We start from the raw sequence: 17063 nt of genomic DNA, 5'->3' as shown, positions 1-17063 counted from the left end.
GGTTAATTCTGTTCGCTGAAACTGATCAGGCGCGCCAGTTCCACGGCATTACGCGCACCCATTTTCTCCATAATATGGGCGCGATGCACTTCAACTGTGCGGATGGTGATCTCCAGCCTGTCGGCAATCTGCTTATTGAGCAGACCCTCCAATATCATCGACAGGACTTCATTCTCGCGCGGCGAAAGCTGGGTGCGTTTACGCCGCAATTCATCGCGCTGGCGGTCTGAGGCGGCACGCTCTTTTGCTTTGTGCAGGGCAGCAAGAACCCTGTCGACCAGATTATTATCATTGAACGGCTTTTCGAGAAAATCCGCGGCACCCTGTTTCAGACATTCCACGGCCAGCGGAATATCACCATGTCCGGTCAGAAAAATCACCGGCTGACGGGCATGAAGCTTGATGAGCTTGTCGAAAACCTCAAGACCGGACATGCCGTCCATCCGCATATCCAGCAGAATACAGCCCTGAAGATCCGGCGACCAGTTTTGCAGAAAAGCCTCACCGGACGGCCATGTGACAACGCCCACACCACGGGAGCGAAACAGCCATGACAGGCTGTCGCGAATGGCTTCATCATCATCAACAATATGGACGGTCATTGCGTGATTTCCTGCGTGCTTAGCGGTAAAGAAAGACAGAAGCTGGCACCTTGCCTGTCAGGTGTTGCCTGCAACCATAAGCGGCCTTTGTGCGATTCCAGAATGGAACGGCAGATCGGTAGCCCCATGCCCATGCCCTCCGATTTTGATGAGATGAAGGGCGTGAAAATCTCATTCTCCATACCTTCCGGAATACCGTGCCCGTGATCGGTGATTGTGATAACGGCTTCATGCTCATCACTCTCAAGGCTGATATGTAATTTCTGCCGGTTACGCGGCAGGCCTAGGGCTGCCTCGCGGGCATTGCGGATCAGGTTCAGCAGGACCTGCTGGATCAGCACCGCATCAGCCCGCACGGCTACCGGCGCATCGGGCAGGCGCATGTCGATATGACCGCCACCCTTGATTATATCGCTACTGACAAAACTGGCAGCATCCTGCAAAATTTTGCGCAGGTCATGTTGCTCCGGCGTTACGGAGCGCTTGCGCACAAAATCATGCACACGGTGAACAATTGTACCGGCGCGCTGTGCCTGATCGGAGAGTTTTTGCAAGGCTCCGGTCAGATCAACCGGCTGTACCGTGCCTGATTGCAGCAGATTGAGACTGCCGGTCGCATAACTGGTAATGGCGGCCAGAGGCTGGTTGAGCTCATGCGCCAGTGTGGAGGCCATTTCTCCCATCGTAATCAGACGGGCATTATGCTGAAGTTTTTCAGCTTCCGTCTGGCGGGCCTCTTCCAGTTTCTTTTTCTCGGTCACATCAACAAGAGAACCCATCCAGCCGATATGGGTGCCATCCGCATCAATCAGCGGTGCTTCATAGACCTGAATATCAATCAGCTTACCGTCCGGACGGATGAAACGTGTTTCAAATTCACGCGGGGCAATACCGGTACTGCGCATATCATTCTGCCGCTGGATGCCTTCCGACATGATTTCCGGTGCCCAGTAGGGATGCGGTGGCATCATGCCGATCAGCTGTTTCTCCTCATAGCCGACCATGCGGCAGAATTCCGGATTCACATAGATAATGCGTCCGTCGCGGTCACGGGCACGCATGCCGATGGTCAGGGAATTTTCCATCGCCTGCCGGAATGCATATTCTGTGCGCAAAGCGTGTTCAGCTGCGGCTCTGCGCCGGTTCTGGCGATAGGCCATCCAGAGATTGATAATCACCAGAATGGTCAGGCCGATAATGGCGGCGGAAATGACAATCGGGCCGATGGCGGCACGGCTCTGATAGGGCGTGACAGTGATATAGGTGCCGGTCAGCGGCGGATCGAAAGAAATCGTGTGACGCGCCTGATCGTTGGTCGGCATGATGCTGGATTTTGAGATCAGGGGATCGCCGCCTGAATCTGTGAGCGAGACCTGATATTTTCCCGCAACCCACCAGGGCACATTGCGCGAGAGCAGCCTGTCCAGTGAGATGATGACCCAGATCGTGCCTGCGGAACGGTTATTATTATAAACCGGTGCCACCATATCGACCACCCAGCCTTCGCTCGTATGGCGGGGAGAAGAATAGACCGGTTTGCCGAACAGGCGGCTATGCTCGGCCAGTGCCGGTTTATAGTCGGCGATAACATTGAGACCGGGTGGTGCGCTTTCCAGCAATTGGCCGTCCGGCGTGAACCAGCTGATATCGATGAATTCCGAATGGATGGAAACTAGATGCTGGGCTTTGGTTCTGATCGTGTCTTTCTGCTGCGGATCGCGTTCGATATCTGCCCCGAGATCGCGTAATTCTGTCTCAAAGGTTTGCAGCTGAAAACGCAGATATTGCTCAACCCAAAGCGCGTCAGTTGTAAGTTTTTTCTCTGTTTCTGACTGGTTATCACGCGAGGTCATCCAAATCAGCGCGACGATCAGGGTCACAATCAGCAGAATCGCGAGCAGGGGGATAGCCAGCGTATAATCACGCACAGATGCGCGGAAGCCGGAGAGACTCTGGCTGTTGTCTTGCGGATTTGCTGCTGTATGACGAATTTTCATGCGCTCGTCTGAATATCCTCACTATGCTTTATAAGCATAACCTCTTGTCTGCACGAAGTTATGCCTGTGGTAAACCACAATAGAAATACTGTGGGTTTCCACAATAGAATTGAGGCTCTACTCCTTTTAAGGATTTTATCTGATTTTTACTCCGTTTGGAGTCCGTGCCGGTTTATCCGCCGGAATGTTTTACTGAAAGATGCAGGCTTGGGAGGGCCTCTCAATGAAATTTCTTACAACTGCCGGTCTTGCTGCAATTCTCGCTTTTGGTGTGAGCACAACTGCGCTTGCGCAGGCAATTACTATTAAATTCAGCCATGTTGTGGCACCTGATACACCAAAAGGCAAAGCCGCTGAGAAGTTCAAGGAACTCGCTGAATCCTACACCGAAGGTAAAGTGAAGGTCGAGGTCTATCCGAACTCGCAGCTTTACAAGGATAAAGAAGAGCTGGAAGCCCTGCAGCTTGGTGCTGTGCAGATGCTGGCACCGTCTCTGGCAAAATTCGGCCCGCTCGGCGTGCGTGAATTTGAAGTTTTCGATCTGCCGTTCATTATGAAAGACTATAATGATCTGCGCAAAATCACCGATGGTCCGGTTGGCCGTGCGCTGCTCGACAAGCTGGATGCCAAGGGCATCAAAGGTCTGGCCTATTGGGATAACGGCTTCAAAGTGATGTCGGCAAACAGCCAGCTGCATGTGCCGGATGATTTCCTTGGTCTGAAAATGCGTATTCAGTCTTCCAAAATTCTGGAAGCACAGATGAAGGCGCTGGGTGCCGTGCCGCAGGTTCTGGCTTTCTCCGAAGTCTATCAGGCTTTGCAGACCGGCGTTGTGGACGGTACGGAAAACCCGCCGTCCAATATGTATACCCAGAAAATGCATGAAGTGCAGAAACATGCCACGGTCTCAAACCACGGCTATCTGGGCTATGCGGTGATCGTCAACAAAGCGTTCTGGGAAGGCCTGCCGGAAGATGTGCGCACCCAGCTTGATAAAGCCATGGCTGAATCAACTGCCTTTGCCAACGAAATCGCCCAGAAAGAAAATGACGATTCTCTGGCGGCAATGAAGGCGGCCGGTACGACTACATTCTACGAACTGACACCGGAAGAGCGTGAAGAATGGGTTGCAGCGCTCAAGCCTGTGCATACTGAAATGGCTGACCGCGTAGGCGCAGACCTGATTAAGCAGGTTTATGAAGCCGTCGGTATGAAAGAGTAATCTTCTCAAGCCCCGCTGCCGGAGTTTCTCCGATCGCAGCGGGCCTGCCTGCCCTGACGATGGTGCTTGGGGCAGGCACATTTTCCGAATTCTGTTTTCAATCACATTTGTGCGTATCGGCTGTTATCACGGCTGGTTTTTTGCGCTCATAATTAACAAGACGGAGCACCGAAAAGCGGTGCGCCCTCACATGAGGAGCATCCTATGGTGTTGCGTATCCTCGACCGCTTTGAAGAAGTATTGCTGTCTTTTTTGATTGCAGCGGCCGTTGTGCTGATCTTTGTCGCGGTTGCTCACCGTTATTCTATCGGACTGGTTGCCGATGTGCTGTCCTGGGCACGCGCCAATGATTATGCCGAATTACAGGGCTATGCCCGCAGCTTTTATCGCTGGCTGGCATCAATCAATCTGACCTGGGCTCAGGAAGCCTGTATTTATCTGTTTGTATGGATGGCGAAATTCGGCGCGGCCTATGGCGTGCGTATTGGCATCCATGTCGGCGTTGATGTGCTGGTGGAGCGTATGTCACCGAAAAACCAGCGCCTGATGATTATTATCGCTTTTCTGGCCTGTATCCTGTTCACGGGTATCGTGGCGTGGATCGGCACGGATTTCGTCTGGCATATTTCCAAAACCGGCCAGATTTCCGCTGATCTCGAAATGCCGATGTGGATTGTTTATCTCGCCGTGCCGCTCGGTTCCGCGCTGATGTGTTTCCGCTTTATTCAGGCGCTGTGGCTCTATCTCACCACAGGCACTATCGCCCATCACGATCATGGTCATGTTGACGGGCTGGAAGATGCGGAGGCCGCACGATGACCGCTCTGATTATCTTCCTCATTCTGGCGCTGCTGCTTGTGACAGGGATGCCGGTTTCCATTGCGCTGGGTCTGACGGTTTTCACCTTCCTTTTCGGGTTCACCTCGATCCCGATGGATTCAATTGCGCTGAAACTGTTCACCGGTATTGAAAAATTCGAGATCATGGCGATCCCGTTTTTCATCCTTGCCGGTAACTTCCTCACCCATGGCGGGGTAGCCAAGCGCATGATCCGCTTTGCCACCTCGATGGTCGGGCACTGGTATGGCGGTATGGGGCTGGCTGCGGTTGCCGCCTGTTCGCTGTTTGCTGCAATTTCCGGCTCGTCACCGGCAACGGTGATGGCGGTTGGTTCCATCCTGATACCGGCAATGGTCAAACAGGGTTATCCGCCGCAATTCGGTACCGGCGTTATCGCCACATCCGGCGGGTTGGGCATTCTCATTCCGCCGTCGATTGTGATGGTGATGTATGCGGTGGCAACCTCCGGCATGGTGGTGACCGGGCCGGACGGTGCGCCGGTCATGTCGGCCTCAATCGGCACATTGTTTATGGCCGGTGTTGTTCCGGGGCTGATGCTGGCGGCAATGCTTGGCAGCACAACCATCTGGCGCGCATGGAAGAACGGCTATCCGCGGATGCAGAAAGCCAGCTGGCGTGAGCGTTGGGAAGCCTTCCGCTCCTCCGTCTGGGGGCTGATGCTGATCGTCATCATTATGGGTGGTATTTATGGCGGTATTTTCACACCGACTGAAGCTGCTGCGGTTTCTGCCGTCTATGCATTCGTGATTGCAGTCTTTGTCTATAAGGACATTAAACTGCGCGATGTGCCGAGAGTATTGCTGTCTTCGGCGGCGATGAGCGCGATGCTGCTCTATATCATTACCAATGCGGTGATGTTTGCCTTCATCCTGACCTCGGAACAAATTCCGCAGCAGATGAGTGCATGGATTGTGGAGCAGGGCTTTGGCATGATCGGCTTCCTGCTGATGGTCAATATTATTCTGCTGCTGATCGGCATGGTGATGGAGCCTTCTGCTGTGGTGCTGATTATGGCGCCGATCCTGTTCCCGATTGCCGTGAAGCTCGGTGTTGATCCGGTGCATTTCGGGGTGATGATGGTGGTGAATATGGAGATCGGTCTGTGTACACCGCCGGTGGGGCTCAATCTCTATGTGGCCTCATCCATATCGAAAATGGGGCTCACGGCCGTGACCAAATCGACATTGCCATGGATTATCACAACGCTGATTTTCCTCGGGCTGGTCACCTATGTGCCGCAGATCACGCTCTGGCTGCCACATACGCTGGGCATGAAATAAAGGCTTTAATAATCAGACAAAAGGCGGCTTCGGCCGCCTTTTTCTTTGGCTGCAACAGCTGACAGGCTTGTGACGGTTAGGTGATTTCTTTTGTCATAAAAATCGACTAAACAGAGGCTCAGGAGCAACTCTCGCTTTTCGGGATACGCTTTAAATAATGTTCTGAACCTGATGGAGCGGTTTTGTGAGCGGAGATGCAGGGATCAGTACAGTGCAGCCTGCTGTCATAGACAGTGGTGCGCGTTATTACCGCTGGGCAGTGGCGGGTGCATTTTTTTCCAACGGCTTTGTTACCGGCAGCTGGGCTTTGCATATTCCGTTGATGATGAGCCGGTTGGGCGTTTCTGAAGGTGTCTTCGGATTACTCATTCTGGTTTTCGGTCTTGGCGCTCTGGCAGCCATGGGACTGTGCGGCCCGTTGCTGGCGCGCTATGGCTCGGATCGCGTCACCAAAAGCTTTGCCGTCGGCGTGGCGTTCTGGCTGATTGTCGTCGCCCTCACCAATAATCTTTATCTGGCTGTGCCGGTGCTGTTTATGCTGGGCGCGGTTTTCGGCGGTATGGATGTGGCGATGAATGCCAATGCCGTTGCGGTGGAGAAAACGCTCGGTCGCGCGCTGATGTCTTCCTCTCACGGTTTCTGGAGCCTTGGCGGTTTTGCAGGCAGTGCGCTTGGCAGCTTTTATCTGCACTATCAGGGCGCAGTCAGCCATGCGGTACTGGTGAGCGTGATTGCCGGTATCATTATGCTGATAACTTTGCCGCGACTGGTCATGGATCGTCAGCAGCAGACCAGCGAGAAAATCCGCTTCCGCCTGCCTAATCAGCCGGTGATCTATCTGATCGGTATGATGGCGCTGTTTGCAATGGTGCCGGAAGGTGCGGTGCTGGACTGGGCAGCGGTCTATATTCAGCAGGCCTTTTCCGCAGATCTGACCACAGCCGGTTATGGCTATGCGGCTTTTTCCGCCACAATGGCGCTGGTTCGTTTTCTCGGAGACGGCGTGCGTAATCGGTTTGGAGCCGTGCGGACATTCCGCGTGTCGATCATTATTGCCGCAGCGGGCTTGTTTGTCAGCGGTTTTGCACCACATGCGTGGATAGCAATTCTGGCGTTTGCCGTTGCCGGACTTGGTGTGGCCAATATTGTGCCGATCATTTTCTCGGCGGCAGGCAATCAGAGCGGCATCCATGCGGGCACGGCGTTAAGTCTTGTCACATTGATGGGCTATTCAGGCATTCTGGTTGCACCGTCACTGATCGGCTATATCGGCGGGTATATCGGTTTTGGTCCTGTCTATATGGTGCTGGCGCTGATGCTGGTGGTGGTGTTTATGCTTTCATCGCTCGCAAGTGCCGCAGATCAGAAAAGAGAATAGAAGTTTTGAACGACCTGCTGTAAGACTGTCACAATTGCGGTTCAAAAGCTGTTCCGTCACGGTTATGGAACAGCATTGAACCGAGATGTTCCCGTATCACTGTAAGATTGCCCACTTTAAGATTGTATAATTATGGCTTCTGATAATCTGCACTATTATGCCCATCCCTTTGCCCGCCGCACATCTGTCGGGGTCAATGTCGGCGGCGTGATTGTTGGCGGTGATGCGCCGGTGGTTGTGCAATCCATGACCAATACGGATACGGCGGATATTGACGGTACAGTTGCGCAGGTGGCTGCCCTGCATCATGCGGGTTCCGAGCTGGTGCGTATCACGGTTGACCGTGATGAATCTGCTGCCGCCGTGCCGAAAATCCGTGAACGTCTTGAGCGCCTCGGTCTCAATGTTCCGCTGATCGGTGATTTTCATTATATCGGCCATAAGCTGCTGTCAGACCATCCGGCCTGTGCGGAAGCGCTGGCGAAATACCGTATCAATCCGGGCAATGTTGGCTTCAAAGACAAAAAAGACAAGCAGTTTGCCGAAATTATCGAAATGGCAATCCGCTATGACAAGCCGGTGCGTATCGGTGTGAACTGGGGCTCGCTGGATCAGGAATTGCTGACCACTCTGATGGATCGCAATCAGGCTGCCGGTGCACCAATGACCGCGCAGGAAGTGATGCGCGAGGCAATTATCCAGTCTGCACTGATCTCTGCTGATCTGGCTGAGGAAATCGGCCTGCCGCGTGAGAAGATCATTCTTTCCGCCAAAGTCAGTCAGGTACAGGATCTGATTGCCGTTTATGCAGAGCTTGCCAAGCGCTGCGATCATGCGCTGCATCTGGGGCTGACCGAAGCCGGTATGGGTACCAAGGGTATTGTGGCGTCTTCTGCTGCCATGGGCATTTTGTTACAGCAGGGCATTGGTGATACAATCCGCATTTCCCTGACACCGGAGCCGAATGGCGACCGTACCCGCGAAGTGCAGGTCTCGCAGGAATTGCTGCAGGTGATGGGTTTCCGTCAGTTTATCCCGATTGTGGCGGCATGCCCGGGTTGCGGCCGCACTACTTCAACAGTGTTTCAGGAACTGGCGCAGACCATTCAGAATGATATCCGCACTAACATGCCGATCTGGCGTGAGAAATATCCGGGTGTTGAAGGTCTGTCTGTTGCGGTGATGGGCTGTATCGTGAACGGTCCGGGTGAATCCAAACATGCGGATATCGGTATTTCTCTGCCGGGAACCGGTGAGACACCATCCGCACCGGTTTTCGTAGATGGTAAGAAGGTCGCGACATTGCGCGGTCCGGCAATCGCTGAAGACTTCCAGAAAATGGTGGCCGAATATATTGAAAACCGTTACGGGCTCGGCGCGAAAAAGCCGGAAGCCGCAGAATAAGAATAATAAAAAAGCTCTCATGAAATATGAGAGCTTTTTTATTTGCGATTTTTATTGAATTTAGTTCTGGCGCAGAGCGATAAAATTCGCAGCTTCTCTGAGAACCTGTGCTTTTTCACCAAAAGGTGCGAGCAGGTCTTCTGCCTGCGCGACCAGACCGGCCAGCTGTTTCTTCGTCCAGTCGATGCCGTGGAGTGAAACAAGGGTCGCTTTGCCTGCAGCAGCATCTTTGCCCGTGGCTTTACCCATAGTGGCCGCATCGGCGGTGACATCCAGCAGATCATCGGCAAGCTGGAAAGCCAGACCAATGGCTGAGCCGAATTCTGCAAGGCGCTCACGCTCTTCCGTGCTGGCATTGCCGATAATCGCACCGGCTTCACAGGCAAAGCGGATCAGCGCACCTGTTTTCATCGCTTGTAGAGTAATAATGTCTGCTTCATCGGGGCTGGTGGTTTCTGCCATCAGGTCAAGTGCCTGACCGCCGACCATGCCGCCGACACCGGAGGCACGTGACAAAGCCAGCACCAGATCAAGACGGGTTTTCACTGGCAGCTCTGTGGCATCATCGGCGATGATGTCAAAAGCATAAGTGAGCAGACCATCACCGGCGAGAATCGCTGCTGCTTCATCATAGGCTTTATGAACGGTTGGCTGGCCGCGACGCATATCATCATCGTCCATGGCAGGCAGATCATCATGAACCAGCGAATAGCAATGGATGCATTCCAGTGCTGCGGCAACACGCAATGCAGCTTGGGGATCAGCATCATAGAGACGTGCGGTTTCCGTGACGAGAAACGGGCGCAGGCGTTTGCCGCCATTCAATGCGCCATGACGGATAGCAGCCATCAGGCGGGGCGGGCGGATAACCTCACCGGCACGCGAGCGCTCATCCAGCAGCGTGATCAGTAATTGTTCAACAGATGCGGCATGGATTGCCAGCCGCTGACCGAAACCGGAAATGTCATGATCGTTTTTCATGGGTCTAGGGCATGAACCATTCGCCTGTAATAATCAACTCCTGTCCGGTCGGCTCAATATGAAATTTCTGTATCAGAGGTGATGCAGAAAAGCCGCGAAATGTTTTTTACCAACAAAAAATGCCTGAAAACTGATATGTCTTGCCGCTCCGGCTTTTCAATCGGACGAAATTATGCAGTAACGATATGGCAAGTAACGGAGACACTGCGGGCACAATGACAAAATTTGTCATGTATAAGGAGGACGGAGATAAAGGGGACGGTCATCATGAAACCGCAGCTCCGAAAACCGTCGCCAGCTTTGTGGCGGATCCGGTGAGCGTGCGGCCGTGGTATTGGCTGAAGCGCTTTTTGCTGTTGCTGGCAATTGCGCCTTTCGCTCTGCTTTTTCTTTACAAGTTGCCTTTTGTGCATCCGGTATCAACCTTGATGATCAAGGATCTGGTGACGCTGCAAGGTTATGAGCGCCAATGGGTGCCGCTGGAGGATATTGCGCCGGTACTGGTCAATTCGGTGATGATGTCCGAGGACGGGCAGTTTTGCAGCCATAATGGCATTGACTGGAACCAGCTGAAGCTTGTGCTGGGCAGTGATGGTGAGCCAAGCCGGGGCGCATCGACGATTCCGATGCAGACTGTGAAAAATCTCTTTCTCTGGAACGGGCGCTCTTATCTACGTAAAGCGCTGGAGTTCCCGCTGGCACAGGCCGCTTCATTGATTCTTTCCAAGCGCAGGATGATGGAGATTTATCTCAATATCGTGGAGTGGGGCGACGGGATTTATGGTGTTGAAGCCGCTGCCCGGCATTATTTCAAGCGTCCCGCATCCAAATTGACGGCGCGGCAGGCTGCCTATCTCGCAGTTACACTTCCGAATCCGATTCTCCGCGATGCATCCAAGCCAAGCCGCGGTATGGTGCGTATTTCCCGTATTATTGAGCGCAGAGCCCAAAACAGCGGTGCTTATGTCGGTTGCGTGCAATAAAATCAGCAAAATTTGAGCAAAAGCGCGAAATCTTTTGTCCTTTGGCCGGGAATGATGCTATAGGGCAGCGACTGAAATACATTTCTGAGCAGGTTTTTAAGCCGGTAAATCGGGATTTGCATAAAAAAAATGCGAGTCCTGCTGGTCAAAAGACGTTTGAGCGTGTATAGGCAGCAAAACTTTCCGGAACAATGTCCGATGTGACAGCCTTGCTTTAAGGCACCGGACATTCGATTGACTAATCACTGGAGCAGAATCAATGGCTGTACCTAAACGAAAAACTTCCCCTTCGAAGCGCGGCATGCGTCGTTCGGCTGATGCGCTGAAGGCTCCGACATATGTTGAAGACAAGAACTCCGGCGAACTGCGTCGCCCGCACCATATCGACCTGAAAAGCGGTATGTATCGCGGCCGTCAGGTTCTGGAGCCAAAGGAAGCGTAATTTCGCTTTTTCTTGGAGCTTTTAAAAAGACCGGCTTTTCAGCCGGTCTTTTTTTGTTTGCAATTTGCCTGTCTATTCCGCCAGCGCATCACCTGTGCAGCGAGGACCAGTTGTTTCTGGCGTATTTTGCGCAAAAGCACGGCAATCTGCCTGTAATGCAGCACGGGGTTATGCGAAAAATTCAAAACCTTGATCGCAATTAGTACCAGCATCATTTGTAACTGACGTTATACTGAAGGAAAGCCGGTTCTGCGTATATGCGGAAAACAGGCATTATTGGGATGTGAGGAAGTTATCTGTCATGAGCAAAGAAACAACAGTCGTTATTGCCAGCGCTGCGCGTACTCCTGTCGGTTCATTCAACGGGGCTTTCGCCAATGTGCCTGCCCATGAGCTGGGCGCAACAGCAATTAGGGCTGCGCTGGAGCGCGCTGGTGTTGCTGCCGCTGATGTTGATGAAGTGATTTTCGGTCAGGTGCTGACAGCAGGGCAGGGACAGAATCCGGTGCGCCAAGCAGCGATTGCTGCCGGTTGTCCGATTGAGACGACCGGTTTTGCTGTGAACCAGCTTTGCGGCTCCGGCTTGCGCTCTGTTGCACTGGGCTTGCAGCAGATTGCTAATGGTGATGCGTCGGTGATTGTTGCCGGCGGTCAGGAATCTATGTCGATGGCTCCGCATTGCGCACATCTGCGCTCCGGCACAAAAATGGGCGACATGACCATGATCGATAGCATGATGAAAGATGGTCTGACAGACGCTTTCCACGGCTATCCAATGGGCGTGACAGCGGAGAATATTGCTGATCGCTGGCAGCTGACCCGTGAGGATCAGGATAATTTTGCCCTTGCTTCCCAAAACAAGGCTGAAGCTGCACAAGTCGCAGGTCATTTTAAGGATGAGATCGTGCCTGTCACCATCAAAACCCGTAAGGGTGAGGTGGTTGTGAGTGAGGATGAATATATCCGCCACGGCACCACGATTGAAGCTTTGCAGAAACTGCGTCCGGCTTTTGCCAAGGAAGGTACAGTCACTGCCGGTAATGCCTCCGGCATTAATGATGGTGCCGCAGCAACTGTGCTGATGAGTGAAGCGGAAGCGGAGCGTCGCGGTATCAGACCATTAGCGCGCATCACCTCATGGGCAACGGCAGGTGTTGATCCGGCAGTGATGGGCACAGGACCTATTCCGGCCTCACGCAAAGCGCTGGAGAAAGCCGGCTGGACAGTGAAAGATCTGGATCTGGTTGAAGCCAATGAGGCTTTTGCGGCGCAGGCTTGCTGTGTAACCCGTGAGCTGGGGCTTGATCCGGCTATAGTCAATGTGAATGGCGGTGCTATCGCTATCGGTCATCCGATCGGTGCGTCCGGTGCCCGTGTTCTGACCACGCTGCTTTATGAAATGCAGCGCCGAGATGCCAAGAAAGGTCTGGCGACGCTGTGTATCGGTGGCGGCATGGGGGTTGCGCTCTGTGTTGAGCGCGACTGAGCGCGTTTGCCGATAAGTTAACAAGGCGTATTGTTACGAAAATCGAAGCCCCGAAAGAAATTAACCTTTTCGGGTCTTTTTGTTGCAGTGAAACTGCGTTTCACAAAGGTCTAATACTATATGTGGTGTGCATCGACCTTTTTGATGCTGTATTTTGTGAAAACGAAACAGGAACTTTCATATAGCAGCGATTCGTCGCCGATTCGTTCAGGGTTTGGCCGAAAGCTTAATGAAAGCATGTTGTTTCGCTGCAATGTAGCGCATTCCGGTAATGTATTTTTAATCTTTATTAATGCTGTGCGGGTTTTTAAATTGGTATTATGTGCATATTACCACATCGCTATGTGCGATCGGCGGTAAAAGTTAATTTCTCTGTTTTTTACCGCGCTGTTCCTGTGCTGCTGAATCTGTATATTGTGTCTCTGTTTATAGAAAACACAGGATGTTGTTTTGAACAAAATGAGAACTCGTGAAAACCATTGATTCGTAGCCTCTTTGTTCTTCTCGTGTTCTTTTCATTAAAATACAGGGTTTTTGCGGGCATTTTAGTGGATTCTAACGCTTAAAATGCGCGTAAAATTCTGACAAGACCGGGTTTTTGTGAAGAGCTGACATGGTTTCCTGTCATTTTCTGAAGTTTTGATACAAAAGAAGTCATAAAGGTGCCGTTGTTACCCTTTTAGTCAGAGACAGATAATGCTACCTGCTTTGCTCAATCTGTACTGGCTGACGGCAGGCAGACAGAAAAAATGGGGTTTGCCGGATCGGGTTGGCTATATTGCAAAATATGGCACTGACCTGCGGGGCGGATTTCATGTGTAACGACTTCATGAGACGGGGAATAATCAATTCCGCATGAATGACCAGAAGAACTCATTGACGCCTCCGCTTGGGGCGGCGTCTCTGCATCAGGGAACAGCGCCGCTTATTGTGAGTGGTCGCGATGTAACCGCTGTGCTCGGGCCTACCAATACCGGTAAGACTCATCTGGCGCTGGAGCGTATGCTCGCCCATGAGAGCGGAATCATTGGTCTGCCTCTGCGCCTGCTGGCGCGTGAAGTCTATAATAAGCTGGTTACCAAAGTCGGCCCTGAAAAAGTGGCGCTGGTCACCGGCGAAGAAAAAATCATTCCGGCCGGTGCGAAATATTCCGTATGTACCGTTGAGGCTCTGCCGCGCCAGACCAATGCAGCTTTTGTTGCTATTGATGAAATACAGCTGGCTGCCGATCTGGAACGCGGCCATATTTTCACAGACCGTCTTTTACATTTACGTGGCCGGCAGGAAACCCTGCTGCTGGGCGCGGCAACTATGCGGCCTATTCTCGAAAAATTGCTGCGCGGTATCAATATTATTACCCGTCCGCGTTTGTCGCATCTGGCCTATGCAGGTTCGAAAAAGATTACCCGCCTGCCGCGCCGCAGTGCCATTGTCGCTTTCTCTGCTGATGAGGTCTATGCGATTGCCGAGCTGATCCGCCGTCAGCGCGGTGGCGCAGCCGTAGTGATGGGCGCTTTGAGCCCGCGCACCCGCAATGCGCAGGTGGAGCTTTATCAGTCCGGCGATGTGGATTTTCTGGTGGCCACCGATGCGATCGGCATGGGACTTAATCTTGATGTTGACCATGTGGCCTTTGCGCAGGCGCGTAAATTTGACGGATTTCAGTATCGTGATCTGAACCCCGGTGAGCTCGGGCAGATTGCCGGTCGTGCGGGTCGTCACCTGCGCGATGGTACATTCGGCGTCACCGGACAGGTTGATCCGTTTGATAAAGATCTTGTTGAACGGATAGAATCGCATAATTTCGACGCGGTTAAAGTGTTGCAATGGCGCACGGCTCAGTTTGATTATTCATCTGTTCGCGCATTGAAGCACTCATTAGACCGTTCAGCGCCTTTGGAAGGGTTGACACGGGCGCTACCTGCGGTTGACATGCAGGCGCTTGAAAATCTGGCGCGTGATGAAGACATCATGCGGCTTGCGGATACACCCAAGCGTGTGGAAATTTTGTGGGATGCCTGTGCGCTTCCCGACTATAGAAGGATTGCGCCGGCACAACATGCCGATATTATTGCCGCAATCTATAAGGATATCATCCGCAAAGGTTTTGTGGATGAAGACTATATGAGCGAGCAGGTGCATCGGTCCGACAGGACTGACGGTGAGATCGACACTCTATCTCATCGTATTGCACAAATTCGCACATGGACTTTTGTGTCGCATCGGCCGGGCTGGCTGGCAGATCCGGCACATTGGCAAGAAAAGACGCGCGAAATTGAGGACAGATTGTCTGACGCGCTGCATGAACGGTTGACGAAACGCTTTGTAGACCGCAGGACAAGCGTGCTTATGAAGCGCCTGAGAGAGAATGCCATGCTAGAAGCAGAAATTAGCCCGACAGGGGATGTACTTGTCGAAGACCACAATGTCGGGCAGTTGGAAGGATTCCGATTTACCGCCGACGTCAAGGCCGAAGGGCCGGACGCGAAAGCGGTAAAGGGGGCTGCACAAAAAGCGCTGGCCGCTGAATATGACCGTCGTGCAGAGCGCTTCTCTGCTGCGGCCAATGGCGATTTCGCCCTTGGCTCGGATGGTATTCTGCGCTGGGTCGGCGCTCCGGTTGCAACTCTGGTTGCCGGTGACAGCGTGATGCGTCCGCGCAGCGTTCTGCTGGCTGACGAGCAGCTGACAGGTGCTTCCCGTGAGAAAGTACAGAGCCGTATTGACCGCTTTGTCGCTCATCATATTGAGACAGTTCTCAAGCCGTTGCACGATCTGACTGAGGCCGATGCCCTGACCGGCATGACCCGTGGTCTGGCTTTCCGTCTGGTTGAGAGCTTCGGCGTGATCCAGCGTCGTGACATTGCTGAGGAAATCCGTGGTCTCGATCAGGATTCCCGTGCAGCTCTGCGTCGTTTCGGCGTGCGCTTCGGTGCCTATCATGTGTTTATCCCTGCCTTGCTGAAACCGGCACCTGCCGGTCTGATGACACTGCTCTGGGCGCTAAGCAATGATGGCCGTGAACGTGCCGGTTACGGTGATGTTGTTCATGTTCTGGCCGCAGGTCGTACCTCGGTTGTTGTTGATCCGGCTTTCGATCCGGTTTTCTACACGCTGGCCGGTTACCGCGTTCTTGGCCGCCGCGCTGTGCGTTTCGACATTCTGGAGCGTCTGGCTGATCTGATCCGTCCGGCTCTGGCCTGGCGTCCGGGTGCAGGTCTGCGCGCCGAAGGTGCCTATGATGGTGCCCGTTTCATGGTAACGCCGTCGATGATGTCTATTCTTGGTGCGACACCGGAAGACATGGAAGAAGTGCTGAAAAGCCTCGGCTACCGTCATGAAGCGATGGAAGCGCCGGCTGTTGCTGCCAAGCTTGCAGAACTTGATGCTTTTGCTGAAGCCGATGCTGCCAAGCAGACCGGCGAAGCTGTAACAGAAGCTGCCGCAGAAGCTGAAGAACAGCCGGAAGCTGTGGCAGAAACCGTGAATACGGAAGAAGCTGAAGCACCGGTTGCAGAAGCGGCTGAGACTGCTGATGCAGTTGCAGAGGAACCAGTGAAAATGGTTCTGCTGTGGCGTCCGGGGCGTCACGACAACCGTGGCCGCGAACAGGGCAAGGGACGCGAGCAGCATCGCAACCGTCCGCAGGGCAATCGCCGTGCACCTGCTAAAGACGGCGCACCGGCTGATGCAGCTAAAGATAATGCGGGTGATAATCAGAACCGTGAAGGTCGCAGCAAGCGGTTTGAAAAAGCCGCACGGGTTGACTTCCGTAACGGTGAGCAGAAATCCGGCCGTAATGAACATCACGGCAAGCCGCGTCATGGCAAACGGGATCATGCTCAGGATCAGAAACGCGTTGAGCGCAATGAGCGCCCGGTGCAGATCGATCCTGATTCACCATTCGCCAAGCTGCTTGCTCTGAAAGAGCAGCTGAAGAAATAAGCGCATGAATACGGGTGCTTTAAAACAGCGCATTGATAAATGGTTGTTTTTCACCCGTGTCGTTAAATCACGCTCGCTCGCGGCAAAACTTGCTGCCGGCGGGCGTGTTCGTATTAACCGCGATAAAATAGATCAGGCATCTCACGGTATTAAAATCGGAGATGTAGTGACGGTCACGCTGGATCGCCGCATATTGATTTATAAAGTGCGCGAACTCGGAGAGCGTCGCGGCTCTTTTCCCGAAGCGCAATTGCTCTATGAAGATCTGACACCGCCAGCTGAAAAGACGGAAGAGCAGATGGCTGCGGTTGGTGAAAAACGGGATGCCGGTTCCGGCCGTCCGACAAAACGTGACCGCAGAGCAACGGAACGGCTGAAACAAGGTGGTTCCGGTTTTGATGAGTTCTGAACTGCTTGATCGGGCTGATGTGAGTCGCATTCAGAGCATAATTCCGCAGGCTGACCGGTGTTTTCAGAAGCTG

At 53.1% G+C, this 17063-nt stretch carries 13 protein-coding genes; 10 read left to right on the top strand and 3 right to left on the bottom strand.

The genetic code is table 11. The annotated features are described in order from the left end of the window. Positions 1-2: 2 nt before the first annotated feature. Positions 3-602: a response regulator transcription factor gene (locus LDL70_RS13550; protein WP_116089084.1), complete on the bottom strand. Its 600-nt coding sequence runs from the start codon at positions 600-602 to the stop codon at positions 3-5. Beyond that, complete coding sequence (locus LDL70_RS13545) at positions 599-2599, bottom strand: PAS domain-containing sensor histidine kinase (RefSeq protein WP_225685291.1); 2001 nt, start codon at positions 2597-2599, stop codon at positions 599-601. Before LDL70_RS13545 ends, LDL70_RS13550 begins: the two co-directional genes overlap by 4 nt. Positions 2600-2822: 223 nt before the next feature. Here LDL70_RS13545 and LDL70_RS13540 point away from each other — a divergent pair, with 223 nt between their 5' ends. The 5 genes from LDL70_RS13540 to ispG all read left to right on the top strand — a co-directional run bounded on the left by LDL70_RS13540 (position 2823) and on the right by ispG (position 8744). Further along, the gene (locus tag LDL70_RS13540; RefSeq protein ID WP_028233390.1) at positions 2823-3821 is read left to right on the top strand and encodes a TRAP transporter substrate-binding protein; all 999 of its coding nucleotides are present in this window, start codon (positions 2823-2825) and stop codon (positions 3819-3821) included. 204 nt (positions 3822-4025) lie between these two features. Further along, positions 4026-4640, top strand: a complete 615-nt coding sequence (locus LDL70_RS13535; protein WP_225685290.1) for a TRAP transporter small permease — start codon at positions 4026-4028, stop codon at positions 4638-4640. Continuing rightward, complete coding sequence (locus tag LDL70_RS13530; protein ID WP_225685289.1) at positions 4637-5962, top strand: TRAP transporter large permease; 1326 nt, start codon at positions 4637-4639, stop codon at positions 5960-5962. The genes LDL70_RS13535 and LDL70_RS13530 overlap by 4 nt, the downstream gene beginning before the upstream one ends. 184 nt (positions 5963-6146) lie before the next feature. Further along, a complete protein-coding gene (locus tag LDL70_RS13525; RefSeq protein WP_225685288.1) occupies positions 6147-7340 on the top strand; it encodes an MFS transporter in 1194 nt (397 codons plus the stop codon). A gap of 132 nt (positions 7341-7472) precedes the next feature. Further along, positions 7473-8744, top strand: a complete 1272-nt coding sequence (gene ispG, locus LDL70_RS13520) for a flavodoxin-dependent (E)-4-hydroxy-3-methylbut-2-enyl-diphosphate synthase (RefSeq protein ID WP_220158534.1) — start codon at positions 7473-7475, stop codon at positions 8742-8744. 60 nt (positions 8745-8804) lie between these two features. Here ispG and LDL70_RS13515 read toward each other — a convergent pair whose 3' ends face one another. Then, positions 8805-9725: a polyprenyl synthetase family protein gene (locus tag LDL70_RS13515; protein ID WP_225685287.1), complete on the bottom strand. Its 921-nt coding sequence runs from the start codon at positions 9723-9725 to the stop codon at positions 8805-8807. Between the two features lie 215 nt (positions 9726-9940). Here LDL70_RS13515 and mtgA point away from each other — a divergent pair, with 215 nt between their 5' ends. From mtgA to LDL70_RS13490, 5 genes are all read left to right on the top strand, one after another. Then, on the top strand, positions 9941-10708 hold the full coding sequence (mtgA, locus tag LDL70_RS13510; RefSeq protein WP_225685286.1) for a monofunctional biosynthetic peptidoglycan transglycosylase: 768 nt from the start codon (positions 9941-9943) through the stop codon (positions 10706-10708). A gap of 259 nt (positions 10709-10967) precedes the next feature. Beyond that, complete coding sequence (rpmF, locus tag LDL70_RS13505; protein WP_022709922.1) at positions 10968-11150, top strand: 50S ribosomal protein L32; 183 nt, start codon at positions 10968-10970, stop codon at positions 11148-11150. Positions 11151-11451: 301 nt separating this feature from the next. Beyond that, positions 11452-12636 carry an acetyl-CoA C-acetyltransferase gene (locus LDL70_RS13500; protein WP_225685285.1) on the top strand — a complete coding sequence of 395 codons (1185 nt, stop codon included), beginning with the start codon at positions 11452-11454 and terminating at the stop codon, positions 12634-12636. An 876-nt stretch (positions 12637-13512) separates the two neighbouring features. Further along, positions 13513-16581, top strand: a complete 3069-nt coding sequence (locus LDL70_RS13495) for a helicase-related protein (RefSeq protein ID WP_370637836.1) — start codon at positions 13513-13515, stop codon at positions 16579-16581. 4 nt (positions 16582-16585) lie between these two features. Continuing rightward, positions 16586-16990 (top strand): RNA-binding S4 domain-containing protein, encoded by a 405-nt coding sequence (locus LDL70_RS13490; RefSeq protein WP_022709926.1) that lies wholly within the window; start codon positions 16586-16588, stop codon positions 16988-16990. Positions 16991-17063 lie beyond the last annotated feature (73 nt).

Source organism: Pseudochrobactrum sp. XF203 (assembly GCF_020341615.1).
Classification (GTDB): domain Bacteria; phylum Pseudomonadota; class Alphaproteobacteria; order Rhizobiales; family Rhizobiaceae; genus Pseudochrobactrum; species Pseudochrobactrum saccharolyticum.
Note: the sequence above shows the minus strand (reverse complement) of the source record. Positions and strands in the feature narration are given on the sequence as shown.